Origin of the sequence: Pradoshia sp. D12, from assembly GCF_008935075.1 — a bacterium.
Lineage (GTDB): Bacteria > Bacillota > Bacilli > Bacillales > Pradoshiaceae > Pradoshia.
Genome location: NZ_CP044545.1, coordinates 1,649,556 through 1,670,021 on the forward strand (window position 1 = coordinate 1,649,556; position 20,466 = coordinate 1,670,021).

At 36.1% G+C, this 20,466-nt stretch carries 16 protein-coding genes; 13 read left to right on the forward strand and 3 right to left on the reverse strand.

Annotated elements, in window-relative coordinates; translation table 11 throughout:
* Positions 1 to 340 precede the first annotated feature (340 nt).
* The 10 genes from F7984_RS08080 (at position 341) to F7984_RS19515 (ending at position 13,005) form a co-directional block, all read left to right on the forward strand.
* Entirely contained in the window at positions 341 to 1,684 is a 1,344-nt protein-coding gene (locus F7984_RS08080; RefSeq protein ID WP_066099787.1) for a glycoside hydrolase family 28 protein, read from the forward strand.
* A gap of 290 nt (positions 1,685 to 1,974) precedes the next feature.
* On the forward strand, positions 1,975 to 3,312 hold the full coding sequence (locus tag F7984_RS08085) for an ABC transporter substrate-binding protein (protein WP_140461346.1): 1,338 nt from the start codon (positions 1,975 to 1,977) through the stop codon (positions 3,310 to 3,312).
* Positions 3,313 to 3,473: 161 nt separating this feature from the next.
* Positions 3,474 to 4,418: a carbohydrate ABC transporter permease gene (locus tag F7984_RS08090; RefSeq protein WP_066099779.1), complete on the forward strand. Its 945-nt coding sequence runs from the start codon at positions 3,474 to 3,476 to the stop codon at positions 4,416 to 4,418.
* 8 nt (positions 4,419 to 4,426) lie between these two features.
* Entirely contained in the window at positions 4,427 to 5,263 is an 837-nt protein-coding gene (locus tag F7984_RS08095) for a carbohydrate ABC transporter permease (RefSeq protein WP_066099776.1), read from the forward strand.
* A 28-nt stretch (positions 5,264 to 5,291) separates the two neighbouring features.
* The gene (locus F7984_RS08100; protein WP_066099773.1) at positions 5,292 to 6,611 is read left to right on the forward strand and encodes an ABC transporter substrate-binding protein; all 1,320 of its coding nucleotides are present in this window, start codon (positions 5,292 to 5,294) and stop codon (positions 6,609 to 6,611) included.
* Between the two features lie 99 nt (positions 6,612 to 6,710).
* On the forward strand, positions 6,711 to 7,805 hold the full coding sequence (locus tag F7984_RS08105) for a glycoside hydrolase family 88/105 protein (protein WP_375138408.1): 1,095 nt from the start codon (positions 6,711 to 6,713) through the stop codon (positions 7,803 to 7,805).
* Between the two features lie 512 nt (positions 7,806 to 8,317).
* The gene (locus tag F7984_RS08110) at positions 8,318 to 10,123 is read left to right on the forward strand and encodes a cache domain-containing sensor histidine kinase (protein WP_140461347.1); all 1,806 of its coding nucleotides are present in this window, start codon (positions 8,318 to 8,320) and stop codon (positions 10,121 to 10,123) included.
* Positions 10,110 to 11,672, forward strand: a complete 1,563-nt coding sequence (locus tag F7984_RS08115) for a response regulator transcription factor (protein ID WP_140461348.1) — start codon at positions 10,110 to 10,112, stop codon at positions 11,670 to 11,672. Before F7984_RS08110 ends, F7984_RS08115 begins: the two co-directional genes overlap by 14 nt.
* A 488-nt stretch (positions 11,673 to 12,160) precedes the next feature.
* The gene (locus tag F7984_RS19510; RefSeq protein ID WP_258188139.1) at positions 12,161 to 12,667 is read left to right on the forward strand and encodes a sugar phosphate isomerase/epimerase family protein; all 507 of its coding nucleotides are present in this window, start codon (positions 12,161 to 12,163) and stop codon (positions 12,665 to 12,667) included.
* On the forward strand, positions 12,664 to 13,005 hold the full coding sequence (locus tag F7984_RS19515) for a sugar phosphate isomerase/epimerase family protein (protein WP_258188140.1): 342 nt from the start codon (positions 12,664 to 12,666) through the stop codon (positions 13,003 to 13,005). The genes F7984_RS19510 and F7984_RS19515 overlap by 4 nt, the downstream gene beginning before the upstream one ends.
* A 149-nt stretch (positions 13,006 to 13,154) precedes the next feature.
* On the opposite strand, the gene safA is transcribed toward F7984_RS19515, so the two are convergent.
* Positions 13,155 to 13,757 (reverse strand): SafA/ExsA family spore coat assembly protein, encoded by a 603-nt coding sequence (safA, locus tag F7984_RS08125; protein ID WP_140461349.1) that lies wholly within the window; start codon positions 13,755 to 13,757, stop codon positions 13,155 to 13,157.
* 373 nt (positions 13,758 to 14,130) lie between these two features.
* On the opposite strand from safA, the gene F7984_RS08130 reads away from it, so the two are divergent.
* The 3 genes from F7984_RS08130 to F7984_RS08140 all read left to right on the forward strand — a co-directional run bounded on the left by F7984_RS08130 (position 14,131) and on the right by F7984_RS08140 (position 17,421).
* Positions 14,131 to 14,412, forward strand: a complete 282-nt coding sequence (locus tag F7984_RS08130; RefSeq protein ID WP_140461350.1) for a putative periplasmic lipoprotein — start codon at positions 14,131 to 14,133, stop codon at positions 14,410 to 14,412.
* Positions 14,413 to 14,539: 127 nt separating this feature from the next.
* Positions 14,540 to 15,220, forward strand: a complete 681-nt coding sequence (locus tag F7984_RS08135) for an HAD family hydrolase (protein ID WP_140461351.1) — start codon at positions 14,540 to 14,542, stop codon at positions 15,218 to 15,220.
* Positions 15,221 to 15,396: 176 nt separating this feature from the next.
* Positions 15,397 to 17,421, forward strand: coding sequence for a penicillin-binding transpeptidase domain-containing protein (locus F7984_RS08140; protein WP_225983686.1), 2,025 nt, complete (start codon positions 15,397 to 15,399; stop codon positions 17,419 to 17,421).
* Between the two features lie 284 nt (positions 17,422 to 17,705).
* Here F7984_RS08140 and F7984_RS08145 read toward each other — a convergent pair whose 3' ends face one another.
* Both F7984_RS08145 and F7984_RS08150 read right to left on the reverse strand, forming a co-directional pair.
* Complete coding sequence (locus F7984_RS08145; protein ID WP_140461352.1) at positions 17,706 to 18,002, reverse strand: hypothetical protein; 297 nt, start codon at positions 18,000 to 18,002, stop codon at positions 17,706 to 17,708.
* 211 nt (positions 18,003 to 18,213) lie between these two features.
* Complete coding sequence (locus F7984_RS08150; protein WP_181161992.1) at positions 18,214 to 20,316, reverse strand: 5'-nucleotidase C-terminal domain-containing protein; 2,103 nt, start codon at positions 20,314 to 20,316, stop codon at positions 18,214 to 18,216.
* Between the last annotated feature and the right edge of the window lie 150 nt (positions 20,317 to 20,466).

Genomic DNA, 20,466 nt, shown 5'->3' on the forward strand with positions numbered 1-20,466 from the left:
ATACTAATATTAGCATAGAAGAATAGATGTATTAGCTACGGGAATCTAGAAACTAATGAATTGATTATCGGTACATAAGTTATATCAGCGCTTTAAAAGCAAATAAAATATTATACATTTCTGAAAAAAATTTGAATTATATTTATTTGTCATTTTTTTTAAAATAAATGTAGTACATCATCTTTAAAAAACAATATTTTAAATCTTTCCATAGCAAACATTAAAATAAAAATTTCTTGATGGAATTAGCTTTTTCTGATTTTTGAGAGCAAAGAGATGATCTCTGACGGATACATCGATTACCCATATCAATATAATAATAGATTGAGGAGGAATACTAATGACGATTTCCGTTCCCTCTTGCGTATACGATATTCAGAATTTTGGAGCAGTAAATGATGGTGAGACAATTAATACAGTAGCTATAACTCAAGCTATTGAAACATGTTCAGAAGCAGGTGGAGGCACTGTTTACATACCTGCAGGTGAATGTTTAACAGGGGCAGTGATATTAAAAAGTAATGTTCATTTATATATAGAAGCTGGAGCTATCCTTAAGTTTACGACAGATATTAATGCATATCCGATTGTGAATTCTCGGTGGGAGGGAACGGAACAAGAAGTTTATGCTTCCTGTATTTATGCAGAAAATGTTGAAAATGTCTCGATAACCGGTCACGGTACAATAGATGGTAATGGTGCATTTTGGTGGGAGGTTTTCCGTAGGAAAGAAAATCAATATCCAAGGCCAAAATTAGTCAGTTTTGATTCATGCAAGCGAGTCATAATCTCTGGATTGAAAATGATTAATTCTCCGAGTTGGACTGTCAATCCAATTTGTTGTGAGGATGTCACAGTCAATTTGGTTACGATTGTAAATCCACCGGATTCTCCAAACACAGATGGCATAAATCCAGAATCATGTAGAAATGTGAGAATTTCAGATTGTCATATTGATGTAGGAGATGATTGTATCGCGATAAAGGCTGGCACAGAAGCGACAGACAAACGTATTCCTTGTGAAAATATAACGATTACGAATTGTACAATGATACATGGTCATGGAGGCATTGTACTAGGAAGTGAAATGAGTGGGGACATCAGAAATGTAACTGTGAGTAACTGTGTGTTTGAAGGAACTGATCGCGGTATTCGGTTAAAATCAAGACGTGGCCGTGGGGGAGTAATTGAAGATATCAGGATTAACAATATCGTTATGAATAGGGTGATTTGCCCATTTATTGCTAACCTTTATTATTATTGCGGGCCACGAGGGAAAGACCAGTTTGTATCTGATAAAAAACCATATCCCATAACAGAGGAAACCCCTGTTTTCAGACGAATTCATTTTTCTAATATTACTGCTCGAGAAGTGAGCGCGGCTGCAGGCTTCTTTTTTGGATTAGCTGAGAAATATGTGGAAGATGTGACATTTAATCAAGTTTCTGTTGCAATGGCTAATGATGCTGAACCAGGGTTACCTGCAATGATGGAAGGACTGGAGCCAATGAAACAAGTTGGTTTCTATTGTTCTAATGTTAAGGATATGATATTTAATCAAGTTATCGTATCTAATCATAAGGGTCCGGCATTTTGTATTGAGAATGCTATCGGAATTGAAATTAAGGACTGCAGTTCGCGGACAGAAGAACCCAACTTATATGTTATGAAGAATGTTAAGTAAATATAATATATAAAACTTGTATTTGGATACAAATATTTTAAGAAGATGGTGTTTTACTAAACGCTCTCTCTTTTTATTGAATAAGGCATAAAAAGCTCAGGAAAACTAAATAAGAATAGAAATGACTTGCCTATTCTCTAATGTAGATATCATTTAAAAAGCCCTTTTGAAGTATGTTTCCAAATAGCCGTTTTTAAAAGAATACAATTATATACCTATTAAATAATCATTATATCAATTACGCTAAACTTAATGTAGGTAGGAAAGACAGGGAATGAAGGGGAAATATAATGGTGTATATGAAAATAATTGCTCCAGTTTTTGTAATTGCTATAGTAGGCGTACTATTGGCAGGGTATGGGGCAATAAATCCTCAGCCAATAAAACAAATAGATGATAAGGTGGAAATTACGTTTTGGGATGATAGTGAAGATCCGGACCGCATAGCTCTATGGGAAGAGTTAATTAAAAGGTTCGAGGTAGAAAATCCAACAATCGAAGTGGAATACATCGCCCTGCATAAGGATTCAGCAAAATCGAAATTTGACTCAGCAATTGCTTCAGATGATACACCAGATGTAGCAAGTGTCTATACGAGCTGGCTTCCCGAGTTTAAGGATCGAGATGCTTTACTTCCATTGGATTCTTACTTTGAAAACTGGAGTAAGAAAGAGAAGATAAATTCAAAAGCTATTCAATTTAACCGAAAAATAATTAAAGATAATCTATTATATGGAATTCCATACACACAAAATCTTGATATATTATGGATACGTTCGGATTGGTTTGAAGAAGAAAATGTGAAAATACCGGAAACGTGGAATGAGTTTTTTCAGGCGGCTAGAAATATGACAGATAAATCAAAAGATCAGTTTGGTTATTCTATTCGTGGCGGTGTTGGAGGTTCATTCCAACTACAAAGGCTGATGTATGCTTATTCAGGTATCGGGGAGTATATCAAGGATGGGAAGAGTACAATAAATAATCAAAAGCATGTAGAATTCTTAAAGGATTATTTTGCATTATACCAGGAATATACGCCAAAAAGTGATATAGCTAATGATTATAATGCGTTAATTGCTGGCTTTGATGCTGGGCGAGTGGCGATGATTCAGCATAATCTTGGTTCATATGGGGATCATATGAAATTATTAAAAGACAATCAATTTCAAGTAATTCCGGTGCCGAAATCGATGGATGGAAGATTTGTAGTTGAAGGGGGAAACACGATTGGTTTAAGCATCTTTAAGGATACAGAGTATCCGAAAGAGTCATGGGAATTTGTTCGTTTTATCAATTCAAAGAGTGCTCAAAGCTATTGGAATCAAGTCGTTGGTCAAATTCCAACCAACTCAGATGTATTAAATGATAGCTGGGTAAAGGAATCGCTTCATATAAAGAAAGCAATTGAAATTTATAATGACCCAGAAACGATTATTTACGAACCTGCCTTTTATCTCCCTGAATATCGATCCATTCTTAATTTAATGGTAGATTCAGGTATTCAATCAGTGTTAAGCGGAAAAAAGACTGTTGAAGACTTCTTAGATGAATGGGCAATAGCGATAGAGGATGCAATGAGACGGTACGAGAATAAATATCCGGTTCAAACAAAGAGACCAGATTGAAGTCAATCTGGTTTTTCTTTGTCATTATTGCTAGGTATTGTTTGTAGAAGGATTATCTAAAGAATTAAAATACATTAATATATTTATCAAAAATCTAAAAATCTTTAATTATTTAAGAAAGCGGTTTCAACTATAATGAAAGCATGAAAGGAGGAGGAGAAATGGGTGTTCTTGAAAAAACGAATGAAACCGCTTTCGAAAGGGAGGGACCAGAGAGGAAGAAGCGAAAAATAAAAAAAGAGAAACTTATTCCTTATCTATTTTTACTCCCATCATTGCTTTTTGTTGCTGGTTTCTTATTTTATCCAATTGCAACAGTTTTTTATTACAGTGTTCAGCACTATGATATATCAGCACCCTATTATAACGGATTTGCTGGTCTTGAAAACTTTGTGAATATTTTTACAAACGATAAATATTTCTTACCAAGTCTATGGAACAGTATTAAGTGGGTTGTAACAGAAGTTGGTTTGCAATTGACCTTTGGAATGATTTTAGCCTTACTATTAAATCAAACTTTTAAGCTAAGAGGACTTATACGTGCTATCGCCTTTGTTCCCTGGGCAATCTCTGGTGTTTTAGCTTCTGTAATGTGGTCTTTAATGTATAACGAGCATATGGGGGTTATCAATGATTTGCTCATGAGGTTTGGGATTGTAGATGAACCGCAAGCATTCTTAGCAAGTACTTCCACGGCGTTTGCATCTGTTGTAATTGCAGAATTATGGCGAGGAATCCCATTCTTCGCAATTACATTATTGGCATCATTACAAAGTATTCCTGAAGAATTATATGAAGCTGCTCGGGTTGATGGAGCAAATAGATGGAAAACACTCATTTTTATTACTCTACCGCAATTAAAAAATACAATTATTTTAACAACCTTACTTAGAGTTGTTTGGGAGTTTAATAACGTAGACCTTATCTTTAACTTAACAGGTGGAGGGCCGTCTCACTCAACTACCACACTGACAATGTATATTGCTGATCTTGCCGTACACGGCAGTAATTTTGGATATGGATCAGCATTAACAGTGATATCTTTCGGAATCCTATTCATTTTTGCTGTCATTTATCTCAAATTATCACGCTATGAAAGGGAGTGATTTCTGAAATGTTGACAAATAAAAAGGTGACGGATAAGTTTCTATTCTTGTATCTGCCGCTAACTTTCATGTTGAGTTTTACAATATTCCCAATATACTGGACGATTAATACAGCATTAAAATCTGAAGGGGATATCATGAAACGCCCGTTGGAATACGTACCTTTGGCGCCAACACTAGATAACTTTGTGACAGCATGGAGCAGTGTCGGGTTTGCAACTTATTTTAAAAACAGTCTGATTGTCGGAATCAGTACTGTAATAATAGTAATCGTGTTATCTACATTATCTGGATATGCTCTAAGTCGTTACCAGTTTAAAGGGAAAAAAGGATTTCTATTAATGCTTTTATGTACGCAATTCATACCAAGGGCAATGATGATTATTCCACTTTTTATCATCTTTAAAAACCTTGGCCTAATCAGTAATCCGCTTTCACTCATTCTTACATATACAGCGGTTGAAATACCTTTTACGACGATTTTGATGACTGGCTTTATATCGAATGTCCCAAAAGAATTAGAAGAAGCTGCACAGATTGATGGTTGCAGTAAGTTGCAAGCCATTCGCTATGTGGTACTGCCGTTGCTGATTCCGGGAATTGTTGCCACAGCTGTGTTTACGTTTATCTATACTTGGAATGAATTCTTAATAGCACTCATGTTAACGAATCAACAATCAATGTTCACATTGCCAGTAGGATTAAGCTCAATGATGGGAGAGTTTAACGTGAATTATGGTGCATTAGCAGCAGGAAGTGTAATTGCTCTTATTCCGGCAGTCTTACTGTTTGCTTATGCTCAAAAACACCTTGTTAACGGTATGGGTGGAGCAGTAAAAGGTTAATATTAATTCATTTATGGGGGGATATAAAATGTTAAAATCTACAAAATCCTTACTAGCACTATTATTGGTAGTAGGTGTACTTCTTGCAGGTTGTAAGGGAGAAGAGGGAGCCACTGGAACATCAGGGGATGAAAAAGTTAAGATAACGTTTTGGGATGAGAACGCAGGACCAGAGCGTACGCCAATTTGGAAAGAATTGATTGAGCGTTTTGAAAAGGAGAACCCGAATATTGAAGTTGAATATGTAGGGATCCCAAATAAATCATCAAAATCGAAATACGATGCTGCAATCGCTGCTGATGATATGCCTGATGTAGGCTCAGTTCAAACAAGTTGGTTGCCTGAATTCTCTATACGAAATGCCTTACTGCCTCTTGATTCCTATTTTGAAAAGTCTGAGTTGAAGGATTTGATTAATAAAGGAGCAGTTGAGTTCAACAAGGACATTACACAAGATGGCAAGCTATACGGTCTTCCATATACACAAAACCTTGACATTCTTTGGATACGATCAGACTGGTTTAAAGAAGATGGCGTGAAGGAGCCTGAAACCTGGAATGATTTCTTTACAGCTATCGAAAAAATGACAGATAAAGAGAAACAACGCTATGGATACACAATCCGTGGAGGTGCGGGAGGTTCCTTCCAGTTGCAGCGTTCTATGTATGCTTATAGCGGAATTGAAAATTACTTTGATGAAAACGGAAAAGCGACTATTAATGATTCTAAACATGTAGAGTTTATTGAAAAGTACTTGGCCAATTATAAAAAATTTACACCAAAGAGTGATATCACAAACGGCTACAAAGAAATGATTGCTGGATTTGACACAGGTGTTGTAGCGATGGTGCATCATAATATCGGCTCTTATGGGGAGCACAAAAAGTCATTAAAAGACGGACAATATAAGGCAATCCCGCTTCCTAAAACTGAAGATGGAAAATACGTAGCAGAAGGCGGAAATGCAATTAACACTGCAGTTTTTAAAACAACGAAACATCCTGACGCTGCATGGAAATTTGCGGAGTTTATTAACACAGCTGAGTCCCAAAGCTATTGGAATGAGCAAGTGGGTCAAATCCCAACCAATTCAGATGTCTTAAAAGAAGAATGGGTTAAGAACAGCCATCATATTAAAGTTGCTTTCGATGTATACGATAACCCAGAAACTATTCTTTACCAGCCTCCTTTCTATTTGCCAGACTATCGTTCTATCCTTGACAATATTGTCGACCCTGGTACTCAATCGGTTATGAGTGGAGACATGACTGCACAAGAATTTTTAGATGAATGGGCAAAGGCAATTGAAGATTCACAAAAACAATATGATGGAGTATTTAAAAAATAGATGAATAAGTATGGGGTGTTGATTGCATTAACACCCCATTTATATTTATAAGAAGTAAAGAATTATAGATTGAAAGGAGAGTACATAAGAATGACTCATATTCAGGAAACAGTGAACCAGAAGGCGTTGATACTGGCTGAGAAAGCATGCCAAGCAATAATGAATACATACCAACCGGAGGAGCTCCCACCAGCTAATTCCTTTCACTATCATCAAGGTGTCTTTTTATACGGGATGTTACGTGTTTGGGAAGCCACAGGAAAAGATGAATATTTCGATTATATGAAAGCCTATATTGATAGTCTGATTGATGAAGAAGGAAATCTTTATTTTGCCAGGGATGAACTTGACTCTGTACAAGCTGGAATCTTGTTATTCCCTCTTTATAAAAAGACAAAGCATCGAAAATATATGATTGCTGCAAGGAAACTCCGCCAGTTATTAGAAACGATTAATCGAACGGAGGAAGGTGGATTCTGGCACAAAGATAAATATCCGTACCAAATGTGGTTAGATGGATTGTTCATGGCAGGACCGTTCATGTTGTTGTATAGCAAGAATTTCCAAGAAGATGATTTAATTCAAACGGTCCTTCGGCAAGAAAAGCTTATGAGAAAGAATATGACTGATAATGAAACTGGCTTGCTTTATCACGCTTGGGATGAGAAAATAGTTCAGCCTTGGGCGAATAGTGAGACAGGTTGTTCTCCAGAATTCTGGGGCCGTTCCATTGGATGGTATGGAACCGCTGTCATTGATTTGTTAGAGCTTTTAGGAGATAAAAAACGTGGACAGGAAGAACTTATTCCTTCGCTTCAAAAACTAATCCGATCTATTGCTGCATATCAGGATGAAAAATCAGGATTATGGTACCAAATTGTGGATAAAGGGGATCGTCAGGATAACTGGTTAGAGTCATCTTGTTCCTCACTATTTCTCTACTTCATTGCCAAGGCAATCAAACACGGGTATGTAAATGATTCCTATCATGCAATAGTCCATAAGGGATATAATGGTTTGTTAAAACTTATGGTTAAGGAAGAAGAAAGTACTTTGACACTAAGTGGTATTTGTATTGGTACTTCAGCTGGATTATATGATTACTATGTAGGTCGTCCAACTTCCGAAAATGATTTGCACGGAATGGGTGCATTTATTTTAGCTAGTATGGCTATATATGACCTTTCTAACTAGATTCGAACTTTTTACATCTAGAACTCAATATTTTCAAGTGACGTCAAGAAACCTTTTCTTATGTTGGAGTTTGTTCAACTTAGAAAAGGTTTCTATAAAATTTTGAAAGGAGGAAGGATAGAAGCATTTTGTTACGACTGGCAAAACAGGCTACATATAGTGGAAGTGGTTAGCGCAGGGAAAGGGATGAAATATGTAAATTGAAAAGAGAAAGAATTTAGATATTGTTTAAAATGATTTAGATTGAAGTGGTTGATTATAGATGGAGCGGTTTTGGTCTTAGTAAAACAATTTATTTAGTACCTGATTAAGACAGGGTTTGGTTTTTATAGTCTTAGAGAGTAATGATGTATATTTTCTTGGTAATCGTCTTTAATAACTAGAATGATTATTCAATCTTATTATTACTATATCCGACATGGCTTAATTGGTGTTTTAGGAATGCTAGCTACCCACACAAAGAATAATTTGGTAAAATTAAGAAATAAGCCCTTTAATGAGGAGTAGCTAGCATGATTACTGAAAGAACGAAAACTTTGGTAAGAAAGTATTTTTTGTTTTCTGTAAAATCGACAATTAATTCACTGTATCTTCCTATAATGATTGTTTTTATCATTATTATTGGTTGGGTATCCACTTTGCTCGCAACAAAACAAATAGAAGAAAATACATATAATAGTATGAGTGATACCGTCTATCAAACGAAAAACTACTTAGAATACATGCTTTCTGATGCATTTCAACAGTTAGTTGCCATATCTAATGATCCAAAAATTCAAATGCTTGCTGTTGATGAAGAAGGCGATGTAAGTCCAGAGACATATATTGCTTTTGATAATAAACTACAAGTTATATACAGTCACTTTAACGTTATGCTTGAATCGATATTAATCGATATTAATCGTGGTGAATTTTCCGTTTACCGGAACAGTGACCAGAGCTTTCCAACTATTTCATATGAAGATTATTTTGAACCAGACCGAGGGAATAATGAATCCTATTATTGGCGTAATCTACATAGTAATCAAGCATTTGCAGAAGGAAACAAGGTAGTATCAGTTTATAAGTTAATTAATAATCAAGATACATCAACAGAAGGAATTATTTTATTTAATTTTCGAGAGGACTTCTTTAAGCAAATTCTTAATAAATCTTTAATAGAAGGAAATGGGTATTTAACTCTCATCAGTCCAGATGGGCATTTTGAATCAAAGGATGTAGAGGAAGAATATCAACTAGACGAAAGTATGATTACATATTTACAAACTGTTAATAAGGACGTTGGAAGACTAACGTTTAAAAATAAGAATAACGAGACCATGATAGCCTTATATGACACGATTGGCGTGAATAAGTGGAAGCTGGTTTCGATAATACCTCAATCAGAAATTCTTCAGCGAGTCAATTATATTAAGTATCTGACCTTCACACTCATTGCGGTAATGAGTGTTATAGCGATATTTCTCTCAAATTTCATTGGCCGATTTGTATCAGGCCCATTTGAAAAATTAGCAAGACAAATGAAAACAATTGAATCGACAAATCTTCATTTGAATTTTGAAATGTCGGGTCCAAAAGAAATGAAGATCCTTCAAAATGGTTTTAATCAACTAAATATACAAATTCATGCTTTAATGAATCAAATACGATTGGAGCAAGAGGAGAAGCGGCAATTAGAGTTTGCTGTCATGCACGCCCAGATTAATCCTCATTTTCTCTACAATACTCTCTATTCAATTAAGGGGTTGTCTGATATGGGATTAAATGAGGATGCAAGTAAAATGGTAATGGCACTCTCTAGCTTTTTTCGAATTGGCATTAGTAAAGGAAAAGAAATAATATCAATAAAGGAGGAAGTCGAACATATTGAGAACTATTTATATATACAAGAAATGCGATATGGCGATGATTTTTCCTATAAAATTAATGTTTCAGAAAAGATTCTCAATTACAACATTATTAAACTATCATTACAGCCGTTGTTAGAAAATTCTATTTATCATGGTGTTAAACAAAAACGGGGCCAAGCAAAGATAGAAATTTGTGGCTACGAAAAAGACGATCTAATTTATTTAGATGTAATCGATAACGGTAGCGGTATCAATAAAGAAAAATTGGAAGATATTCAAAAGGAACTCAATTCAGCTTATGGAGAAAAGAAAAGGTTTATTGGTGTGGGTTTACAAAGTGTTAATGAACGCGTGAAAATTCATTTTGGTAAAGAATATGGAATATTCATAGTAAGTGATCAAGGAGAAGGCACGAAAGTAACCATTATAATTCCCAAAACAAAAGGGGAAATCAATGACCATGTATAAAGTAATTATTGTTGAAGATGATCGTATTATCCGTCAAGGCTTATGTAAAACAATTCCTTGGGAGCATCATGGTTTTTGTGTTGCAGGGGAGGCAGGGGATGGAGAAATTGCAATGGAATTAATCGAACAGGAACAGCCGCAAGTTGTGGTTTCTGATATTAATATGCCTTTTATGAATGGAATTGAGATGGCCAAGCTTGTGAAAGAAAAAAGCCCAACATCGAAAATTATTTTTTTAACGGGCTATGAAGATTTTAACTATGCACAAGAAGCAATCAAATTAAGAGCGTTTGACTATTTATTAAAACCAGTAGACTCAACTCTGTTGCTCGAAAAAGCAAAAGAAGCAGCGGTTGAATGGGAAAAAGAAAGAGCGGATTATAAGAAAATTCAAGCATCTATTCCGTTACTTCAACAGAATTTCCTTCAAAAGCTTGCCAGGCAGGAGAAAGAGCGTGTGGATATCGAGGAAGAATTATTCTCACTCGGAATTCATTTAGAAGGCCCTTTTTATTCCTCTATGCTGATTCATTGTGAACAAGAGGAAGGATTAATCGATAAGTTTAGCGCTCAGATAGCAACCTTGATATCAGAATCTGTGAAACCATGCATGGGAGTGGTTTTGAATGCCGGAGAAAATGAAATTGCTATCTTTCTATCCTTAGAAACAAATCAGAATAACAGGATGAATTTGTTGGCAAATAATATCCTCAAGCTGATGGGTTCGACTAGACTATTAATGACCATCACATTAGGTAGAATATATAATAATTTATTCGAGTTAAGCAATTCATTTCTAGACTGTCGGTTGGCCATGGATATTAGGCATATTATGGGACATGGTCAAATTTACTCTATTGATGATGCCACCTCTGATTGGCAGATAAGCAAAGAAAAGTTGATAGGAATTGAACGTAAACTAGAGGAACAAATAATACTAGGTTTACCTGGGTCAATAACTAAAACTCTTGATGAATTAAATGAAGTCATTTTTAATTGCAGAAACCTTACATTAAAAGAAATGAAGATACTAGCAATTAAATTTAGTTCAATGCTTTTCTATGAAATTGAAAAGTGGAAAAAAGAAGAAATGAATAGTTTTGATTCATCCATATACTACGATGATATCATGGGTTTGAAATCGCTTAATGAAATGATGGAAATCCTTCAGCGCTTAGTTCAGGAATGGGCCTTGTTAATGAATAAGGGGCTAAAAAATAATCGTTACTCTCTTGTCGATCAGGCAATCAATTATATGAAGGAATCTTATCAAGAAAGTGGATTAACTTTATTAAAAGTAGCTAAACAAGTGCACGTTAGCCCACCATATTTAAGCAACTTATTTAAAGTTGAAAAAGGGTTTAACTTTGGTGACTTTTTATTGGAACTAAGGATGAATAAAGCAATTGATATATTAACCACTGAGTATGTTAAAACATATGAGGTTTCGGAGAGGGTTGGTTATAACAATCCTCAGTATTTCAGTATTTGTTTTAAGAAATATACGGGTTATACTCCAGCCGAGTTTCGTAAAAAACATCGAGCATAATGTTGATTTTTTTATGAATTAAATTAAAATGTTAACGGATTTTAGGGCATAGGTTTAACTTATTTCATTCGACCGATATAATCGAATCAATTGAAGAATTTATTTACTAATCAACCAAAAAACATCTTTTGAGTGATCGGATTAAACGGTTATAAATGATGATCCAGTTATCAAAGAATTAACCAATTTTCATAAAGATAAGTAGGATGTTATCGTTGGTGCCGACACTGTATTAGAAGCGTTAACTGCCAGGATTGCAGTTTTAACGGGGCACGATTTATTATAAGTCCAACATTTGATAGTGAATCCCCAAAAATATGTAATCGCTATTAAATTCCGTATAGGCCTGGTTTTATGACAAATTTAGAAAGTAGCTACCACCCGTAGTTGATGGCAGAGGGGCAGCAAAATAAATTGGTCTATTTAATGCCTATCATAATTGAAAATGATACGGTCATTTTTAAATATTGCTATACTGGAGGAACGAAATGAAAGCAAATATCGGAATACGAGCGCACGACATAGAACATCTTCCATTAGAACAATTAGCAAGTGTCGTTTCAAGGAAAGGATTAACATCAGTACAATTGGCTTTGGCAAAGTCGTTTGGTTCTGACTTTGAGACAGGTTTTGGCACATTGAGTCCGGGATATGCTCATCATATTGGAAATGCTTTTCGTAAAGAAAATATTCAAATAGCTGTTCTGGGTTGTTACATTAACATGATCCATCCTAATGATACAGAAAGGATAAAAGAGTTAGACCGTTTTAAGGAGCATATTCGTTTTGCGCGAGATTTTGGCTGTAGTATTATTGGAACGGAAACAGGAAATGTAAATTCTGAAAACGTCTATACAGAGGAGAATTTTACAGAGGGACCGTATCAAAAGGTAGTTAATAGTGTACGAGGACTTGTTAGTGAGGCAGAGAAACATGGAGTTATCGTAGGAATCGAAGGGGGTATAATCACCCTATTCACACGCCTCAACGAATGAAACGCTTGCTTGAAGACATCAACTCTAACAATCTTCAAGTCATTTTTGATCCGGTGAATTATCTGACAGTAGATAATTATCTCTACCAAGAAGAGGTCTTTAAAGAAGCTTTTGAATTGTTTGGCGAACGAATTGTCATTCTTCATGCGAAAGATTATATCATTGAAAATAATCGCGTCAAAATGGTGCCGGTGGGCACAGGTTTATTAAATTATAAAGCTGTATTTCGATACATAAAGAAAAATAAACCCTTTATTAATATATTACTAGAAAACACTAGGGAACCATATATCAATGATAGTATAGCTTTTATGCAAAAAGAGTATGAACTAGTCTAATGGATAATCGTTATACAAACTGAGGAAGGATTTAGCCGGGTTACGTAAAACTCGGAACTTAACTAGAGGTCTTTATTAATCACTAAATTTGTTACTTCTAGATACAAACCTTAATATTCGAAAAAGAGAAAGCCAAAAAGGCTTTCTTTTTACTTAGAGATAAATTGCTGAGTCCAGATGTGGCCAGACTTCGCATAACCTACGCCAATATGAGTAAACTTCGAGCTTAAAATATTTGCTCTGTGACCTGAGCTATTCATCCACGCATTTACAACTTGTTCAGGTGTTGTTTGACCTTTTGCGATGTTTTCACCGGCAGATTTATAATTGATGCCAAAGTTTTTCATCATGTCGAATGGAGAACCATAAACAGGACTAGTGTGACTAAAGTAATTATTATCTCTCATATCTTCTGACTTGTATCTAGCTACTCTGGCAAGCTCCCAATCATATTTTAATTCCTGCAAACCTTGTTTTGCTCTTTCAACATTGACGAGCCTGATAACTTCTTGCTCATAGGCCTTAACATCGTCTTGAGTAGGAATATTGATCTTTTGACCAGGATAAATCAAGTTTATATTTGAAATTTGAGAATTGGCTGCAATAAGTTCGCTGATTCCTGTCTCTGTTTTAACAGCAATCTTCCATAAAGTATCACCGGAGACAACCGTATATTGATAGTCTGCAAAAGCGGTGGCTGTAGGTAGCAGTAAAGTAGTTGTGAGTATAACTGATGTGATTTTTTTCTTCATCTTTCCTCTCCTTAAAATTTTTATTACGGGTTCGATTATATAAAAGAATGGAAGAGAATTGGTTGTCAATATCAGGAATCTACTAATATTGCCATTTGAACCCCTCTAGAAAGGGATTTATACAAATTTGGTAAATGATAGAATTGGCGATATAACTATTAGAGGGAGAGCTGATTTTTTAATAACCGATTATTAATGTTAAGAGTATAAACATCCAAGCTCGGGGCTTTTTTGTTGCGAAGATAGGGGTTAAGAGATGTGTTGAAATTTGATTTAGAAAATAATGAAATATGACAAATTCAAAAACAGTATATACGTTCCTTCTATAAGTCTTTTATACTAGAAGTAGGCAAATGGAAGGGGGGGCCATATAATGAAAAAGATGTTAATCGCATTAGGTGTAACATTATTATTTACAGGGTGCAGTGCTAGCGAAAGTTCAATTAAGGTAAACGAAAAGGTGGAGATTGAGAGTTCTGTTGGACAAAAAGCCGTACATACATATATTAAGAAAGCAAAAGCTCATCTCAGTACAGCTCCTAATTATAATCCGGCAGTCTATGATGATCGGCTTATGAAAATGGCAAGTGATTCATTTCAAATATCTGTGGAAGAAGCAACTGAGATTTACAAAGCCTATGAATATGATAAATAATTTTTTTATTTAAATTTAAAGCGCTTTCATTTGATGGGAGTAAAACTTTATTTTAGTTCTGTATTAACCTTCTTACAAAAAGGGTAATAAACTATTGATAGGGCTAATACAGAGAGGAAGTGGCACGGTGAGTCTCCAGACCGTTCTGTTTGATTTTGATGGAACTATTGCCGATACTTTACCTGTTAGTTTTGAAGCTTTTAGGTATGTGTTTAATAAATATGATCAAAGAAGTTTAACTGATGAAGAGATTATTCAATTATTTGGTCCCATTGAGGATGTTATTATAAGAAATCATTTACGTAATAAGGAAAAGGTGGAGCATGCCATAGAAGATTTTTATGATTTATATGAAAAAGGGCATAATCGTGAGTTTGAATACTTAACAGAAATTCAGGAAATGCTGGATGTTTTAAAGGACATGGATATAAATCTGGGAATTGTTACTGGAAAAAGCAGAAGATCATTAACACTCTCACTAGAGTTGTTGAATCTATACGACTATTTCGATGTGACCATTTCTGGCGATGAAGTTAAAGCACCTAAACCCGATCCTGAAGGGATACAGAAATCACTATTTTTACTCCATAATGATCCATCTGAGGTCATCGTTGTTGGAGATAGCCAGGCTGATATCGCTGCAGGAGCTTCAGCGCACGTAACGACCATCGCAGCTCAATGGTTTAGCACAGTTCAAACGAGCTTGTATGGAACAAAGCCTACTCATATTTGTAAGACTCTTCCTGATTTTATTAAATTGATAAAAAAATATAAGCATGAAACTTCAATTAAAATACACAAAAAATAAATAGTTTATTCTAATTAATTCCTTTTAAATTAACTCTTTGTAGTTAAACTTAAAAGGTTTTTTTGTCTATTCGCTTTAGTAAAATTGTTTATAAGCTTTATTTTGAAGATGAAACATTGTGAAAATCATTGATTAGTTTAGTATAATAGTCTTGTATGTGAAAGGGGGCTCTCACGTTGAAGGTTAAAAAAACCATATGGGGAAGTATAGGAATGTTATTAATGGTTCTTATCTTGGCTGGTTGTAATGAAACTGTCAGTCCAGAAGAGCGATTGAAGGAATACATAAACCTGTGGAACGATCAGAAATTTGATAAGATGTATTCGAACTATGTAGCAGACTCAGCCAAAGACAAGTTTAAAAAAGAACAATATGTCGATCGATATCAAAAGGTCTATAAGGACCTGGAGATTTCCGATTTATCAGTTAAAAGCGAATTCAAGGATGAGAAAGAGCTGAAGAGGGATCAAAAAAGTATAACACTTCCCATTCAAGTAAAAATGAATTCCCTTGCAGGACCGATTGAATTTGAAAAAGAAGTAACCATGAAGCTTGAAACGAAGGATAAGGAAGAGAATTGGTATGTAGACTGGGATACAACTTATATTTTCCCTGAACTTCAGCCAGACGATAAGATTGGGATTAAAACGACAACTGGTAAAAGGGGCGAAATCCTTGATCGTAATGGAAATGGACTTGCGATAAATGGAATTGCTCAAACTGTAGGTATAACACCAGAGAAGTTTGATGAATCCAAAAAAGCTGAGTTAACAAAATTATTGAATCTTAGCAATGACTATATTGATAAACAGCTTAATCAAAGCTGGGTTCAGCCAGGTTATTTTGTGCCAATTAAAACAATCCAAAATAACCAAACAGAGCTGATTGAAAAATTAAAAGTTATTAATGGTGTCAGTTTCCAAGAAAAAGAGATTCGGGAATATCCATATGGTGAAAGTGCAGCCCATTTGACAGGATATGTAGGTACTATTACTGCTGAAGAGCTAGAGAAAAATAAAGATAAGGGCTATTCAAATGACAGTATAATTGGCAAAAGAGGGCTTGAGCAATTATTAGAGGATAAACTGCGCCCGAAAGATGGCAATACGATTTATATTAACCGCGAAGATGACCCTATAGTCATTGCTGAAACAGAAGCAGAGGATGGGGAAAGCTTTAGGTTAGTATTGGATGGTGAATTACAAAAACAAGCATTTCAAAATATGAAGGGAGCTGCGGGGACATTTGCTGCGGTACATCCAAATACAGGAGATGTATTGGCGCTTGTAAGTTCTCCGTCGTTTAATCCAAACGACTTTGTACTGGGAATTAGCTCAGAGAAGTATAGTCAGCTGGAAAATGATAAAAAACTGCCATTGTTAAATCGATTTGCGGCCGCTTATTCACCTGGTTCAACGATCAAGCCGATTATTGCAGCAATTGGTTTAAAAACGGGTAAGCTTGACCCAGAAAAACAGCTGAATATTAAAGGCTTAAAATGGTCTAAAGGGAAAGAATGGGGAAATGCCTCTATTACAAGAGTAAGCGATCCAGGAAAACCTGTTAATCTTCAAACTGCCTTACAAATCTCAGATAATATTTATTTCGCACAGACAGCTCTTTCGATTGGTGAGACTGATTTGATTAATGGATTTAAGGAATTAGGGATTGGCGAAGAAAAATTCCCGCTCGAATATCCAGTCCGCGCATCACAATATTCAAATAGCGGCAAATTGGAGAGCAGTAAATTATTAGCTGATACTGGCTATGGTCAAGGAGAAGTATTAATGAGTGCGGTTCATTTATCCAGTATTTACGGTACAATTGTCAATGATGGAAAATTGATGAAGCCTCGTCTTTACCTTGATACTGAAACTGCCGTTTGGCATGATTCTTTTATTACTGCTGAACAGGCTAAAACATTGAAAACTGACTTGAGGAAGGTTGTTACAAGCGGCACAGGAAAGGCTGCAAACACACCTAAACTGGAATTAGCAGGTAAGACAGGTACAGCTGAGCTGAAAAGCACACAAGGAGAAGAAGGTATTGAAAATGGGTTATTCGTAGCCTATGATCAAAAAAATCCGAAGGCTGTCATGGCACTGTTAATAGAAGATGTACAAAATAATGGCGGAGGTAAAAATGTTCAATCCATTGTTCAAAAGACATTCTTGGATTGGGATTCCTCTGAAATTGATTAATTAAAAAGGTAAACAAAAAATAGAAAAGAAGCTTCCATTCAGAACATGAACGATACTCTGGATAGCGGACACTGATAAAAAAGTGCCACTATCCGGGGGTATCTTTCAAGTAAGGGTGGGAGCTTCTTTTTTCACGCTTCTTTACAGGTTTTATTTTTGCATCATCCAAGTTAATAGTTCTTTTTATTTTTTCATCAATACTTTTAGTTATTTACTATCTTCTGCTGAGTGCACCTTAAATAGATAAACTAGTAATCTGAAAAAATAATAGTGATGTAAATCGATTAACGGGATTTAATTCTCCTCACCAGGTAGATGATGCCTGCTAAGATGATTCCTGCGATGCTCACAAATCCCATTAGCAATATAGAAAAGCCTAATCCAATGTTCGCATCTTCAGAGGGGGTAATCACTTCAGCAATAATTAAGAACGTATACAAGCCAAAGGTAGCTAGGTAGATTAATAGTGCTGCATAACGCTCGCTTTTACTCCCTTGCCTGGTTACTGCATAAACGCAAAAAAAGGAAAACGCCAGGAGAGCGTACCTCAAGATAATCTCAGTATAATTAATATAATCCATAATCACCGCATCCTATCTCGATTTATTTAATATATTGAACATCCTATCTCATTATAAAGTTAAAATGGGTATTTATGGAATAAGTAAAAAGGCATGTCCTGTCAAAAACTTATTTTATCCGTTTTGTTAGCCGATTAAGGTTAACGAAATTACTGTAACAGTCATTGGAAAAGGCATCAGTCTTAAACTGATGCCTCTTATTTTCTTTATCTTAATTAGCTACATCAATAATCCTGCCTTCAACATTAGGTGAAACAGTTTGTTCAGGGAAGGACTGGATGTAATCGGAGAAAATCTCCCAATCAACGAAGCCGGGTTCGCTTACGCGGCCATCTGCATAAATATCAGCAAAGACAGAATAACCATCCCCGCCTTTGGCAGTGAAGATGTTCGTAGCAGCGAAGTAGGTCTGTGTATCCACGAGTGATGTATATTCACCATTCTGGTTTATTTCGACTGATTGCACGCGTGTGCCTACTGGTTTAGAGCTATCATAGGTAAAGCGCATGCCTGCGACCTGCAGGTATCCACCGCTAGCGCTTGGAGCAGCACTAACGCTATGTTCAAGAGCTGTTTTCAATGCCGCTCCGCTAATTTCCATGATTGCGAGTGCATTGCTGAAGGGGAGGACTGTCATAACGTCAGCTAATGTGATTGGCCCTGCCTTTAAGGTTGTCCGGACACCGCCACCATTTTGTAGGGCGATGACAGTATTTGGATTGATGGCTTTTGCCTTATCGAGCATTCCATCAGCAATCAAGTTGCCAAGATTAGTTTCGCCTGTTCTTGCAGCAGGATTGCCGCCAATCAGATCGACGGCTGTTGTTCCGACAACTTGCTTTTTCTTTGCGTCAACAACAGGCTTATACTTCGCTAGAATTTGAGCTGCTGCCGGGTCTTCGGCAAAGATATAAGATCCTTCCGCATTCTTAGCATCAATGCTAATCAGTTCGCCATCATAGGCGATAACTTGTCCTTTTTTATCAAAGCTCACATCAAGCTCACCAAGATATTTGGAATACTCGTTTGCTTGTACGATAACAGTCATTTCTTTGTATTTATCTACAACGACTGGCTCATTCAGTTGTGAATGAGAGTGGCCGCCAACAATAATGTCAATGCCTTCGACTTGATTAGCAAGCTCGAGGTCATTGTCTCCTCCGCCATCATTGTAGCCAATATGGGTAAGGGCGATGATTTTATCGACACCTTGTTTCTTAAATGCTTTAACGGAGGCCTTAGCTGAATTGATATATTCCTCGAATCTAACATCACCAGGACTAGAGATACTGGTAGTCTCAGCGGTCGTTAAGCCGAAAATACCAACTTTCTCCCCGTTTACATTTTTAATGATACCGTCGTAAATTTTTCCATCATGTGGCTTAGCAGTATATGTGTTTTTCTGAAATCTTTTCATGAGGGCATCATCGCTGAAGTCAACATTTGCACTCACAAATGGGAACTCAGCGCTTTGAACGAATGGCAGCAAAGTCTCAGTGCCAAGGTCAAACTCGTGGTTACCGAAAGTAAATGCATCGAATCCGGCTAGATTCATCAATTCAAGATCGGCTAGTCCCTTAAATTCGTTAAAATAAAGGGTGCCAGAGAATACATCACCAGCATGGAGAAGAAGATTATTCGTATTTCCATTGCGATGTTCATCAATCGCGGTTATTTGTCGTGGTGTATTTTCAATATTTGCGTGTGTATCGTTCACATGAAGAACACGCAATTGATAATCTGGGGCTTTTAGGGCTAGTTGCAGCATGGAAATAAGCTCAGATAAGCTAACCTTTTGGTTATAACCAAATTCAGTATCGGAAATAGACTCAGCGATACCGTATAGAAGGATAGAACCGATTCTTTCCGCGTGTTTAGCAGGTACATCAGAGAAGTCTGTTACTGTGCTTCCTTTCAACTCGAAAGCCTTCGCAATCCAAACAGCAAGCTCCCCACGAGTTAAAGGCTCATAGCTGCCAAACTTATTCTTGCTTTTCCCATCAAGAATACCGGCATAGACTAATGAGTTTACTGCTTTTTGGGACGATTTTGGCACATCTGTAAAGTTTGTCTTTGGAGCTTTCTGGTTATCGAGTTTTAATGCGCGCGCCATCAGAGCAGCTGCATCAATTCGAGATATGGATCTCTGTTTCTTCATACTTTGGGACGAAACGCCCAGTTCCTGAATAAAACGTGCTTCATTCTGGCGATCAGCTGTCTTTGCATCCACAGCCGGCGCAACCAATGTTCCAGCAAGCGCAACAACCATTGTTATAATGGCCAACATACGATAAAACTTCAATCGAAACTTCATATACCGCTCCCCTTTTGTTTGATATGGCCAAGATATAGGCCTCATATCTGATTATAATTAGTTTTGGAGGGAATCGACATAATTTTCAAACAAATGGTAAAATAGAACTATTTATTTTGTGATTATTCAAGTTAGTATACCTATTTAGCA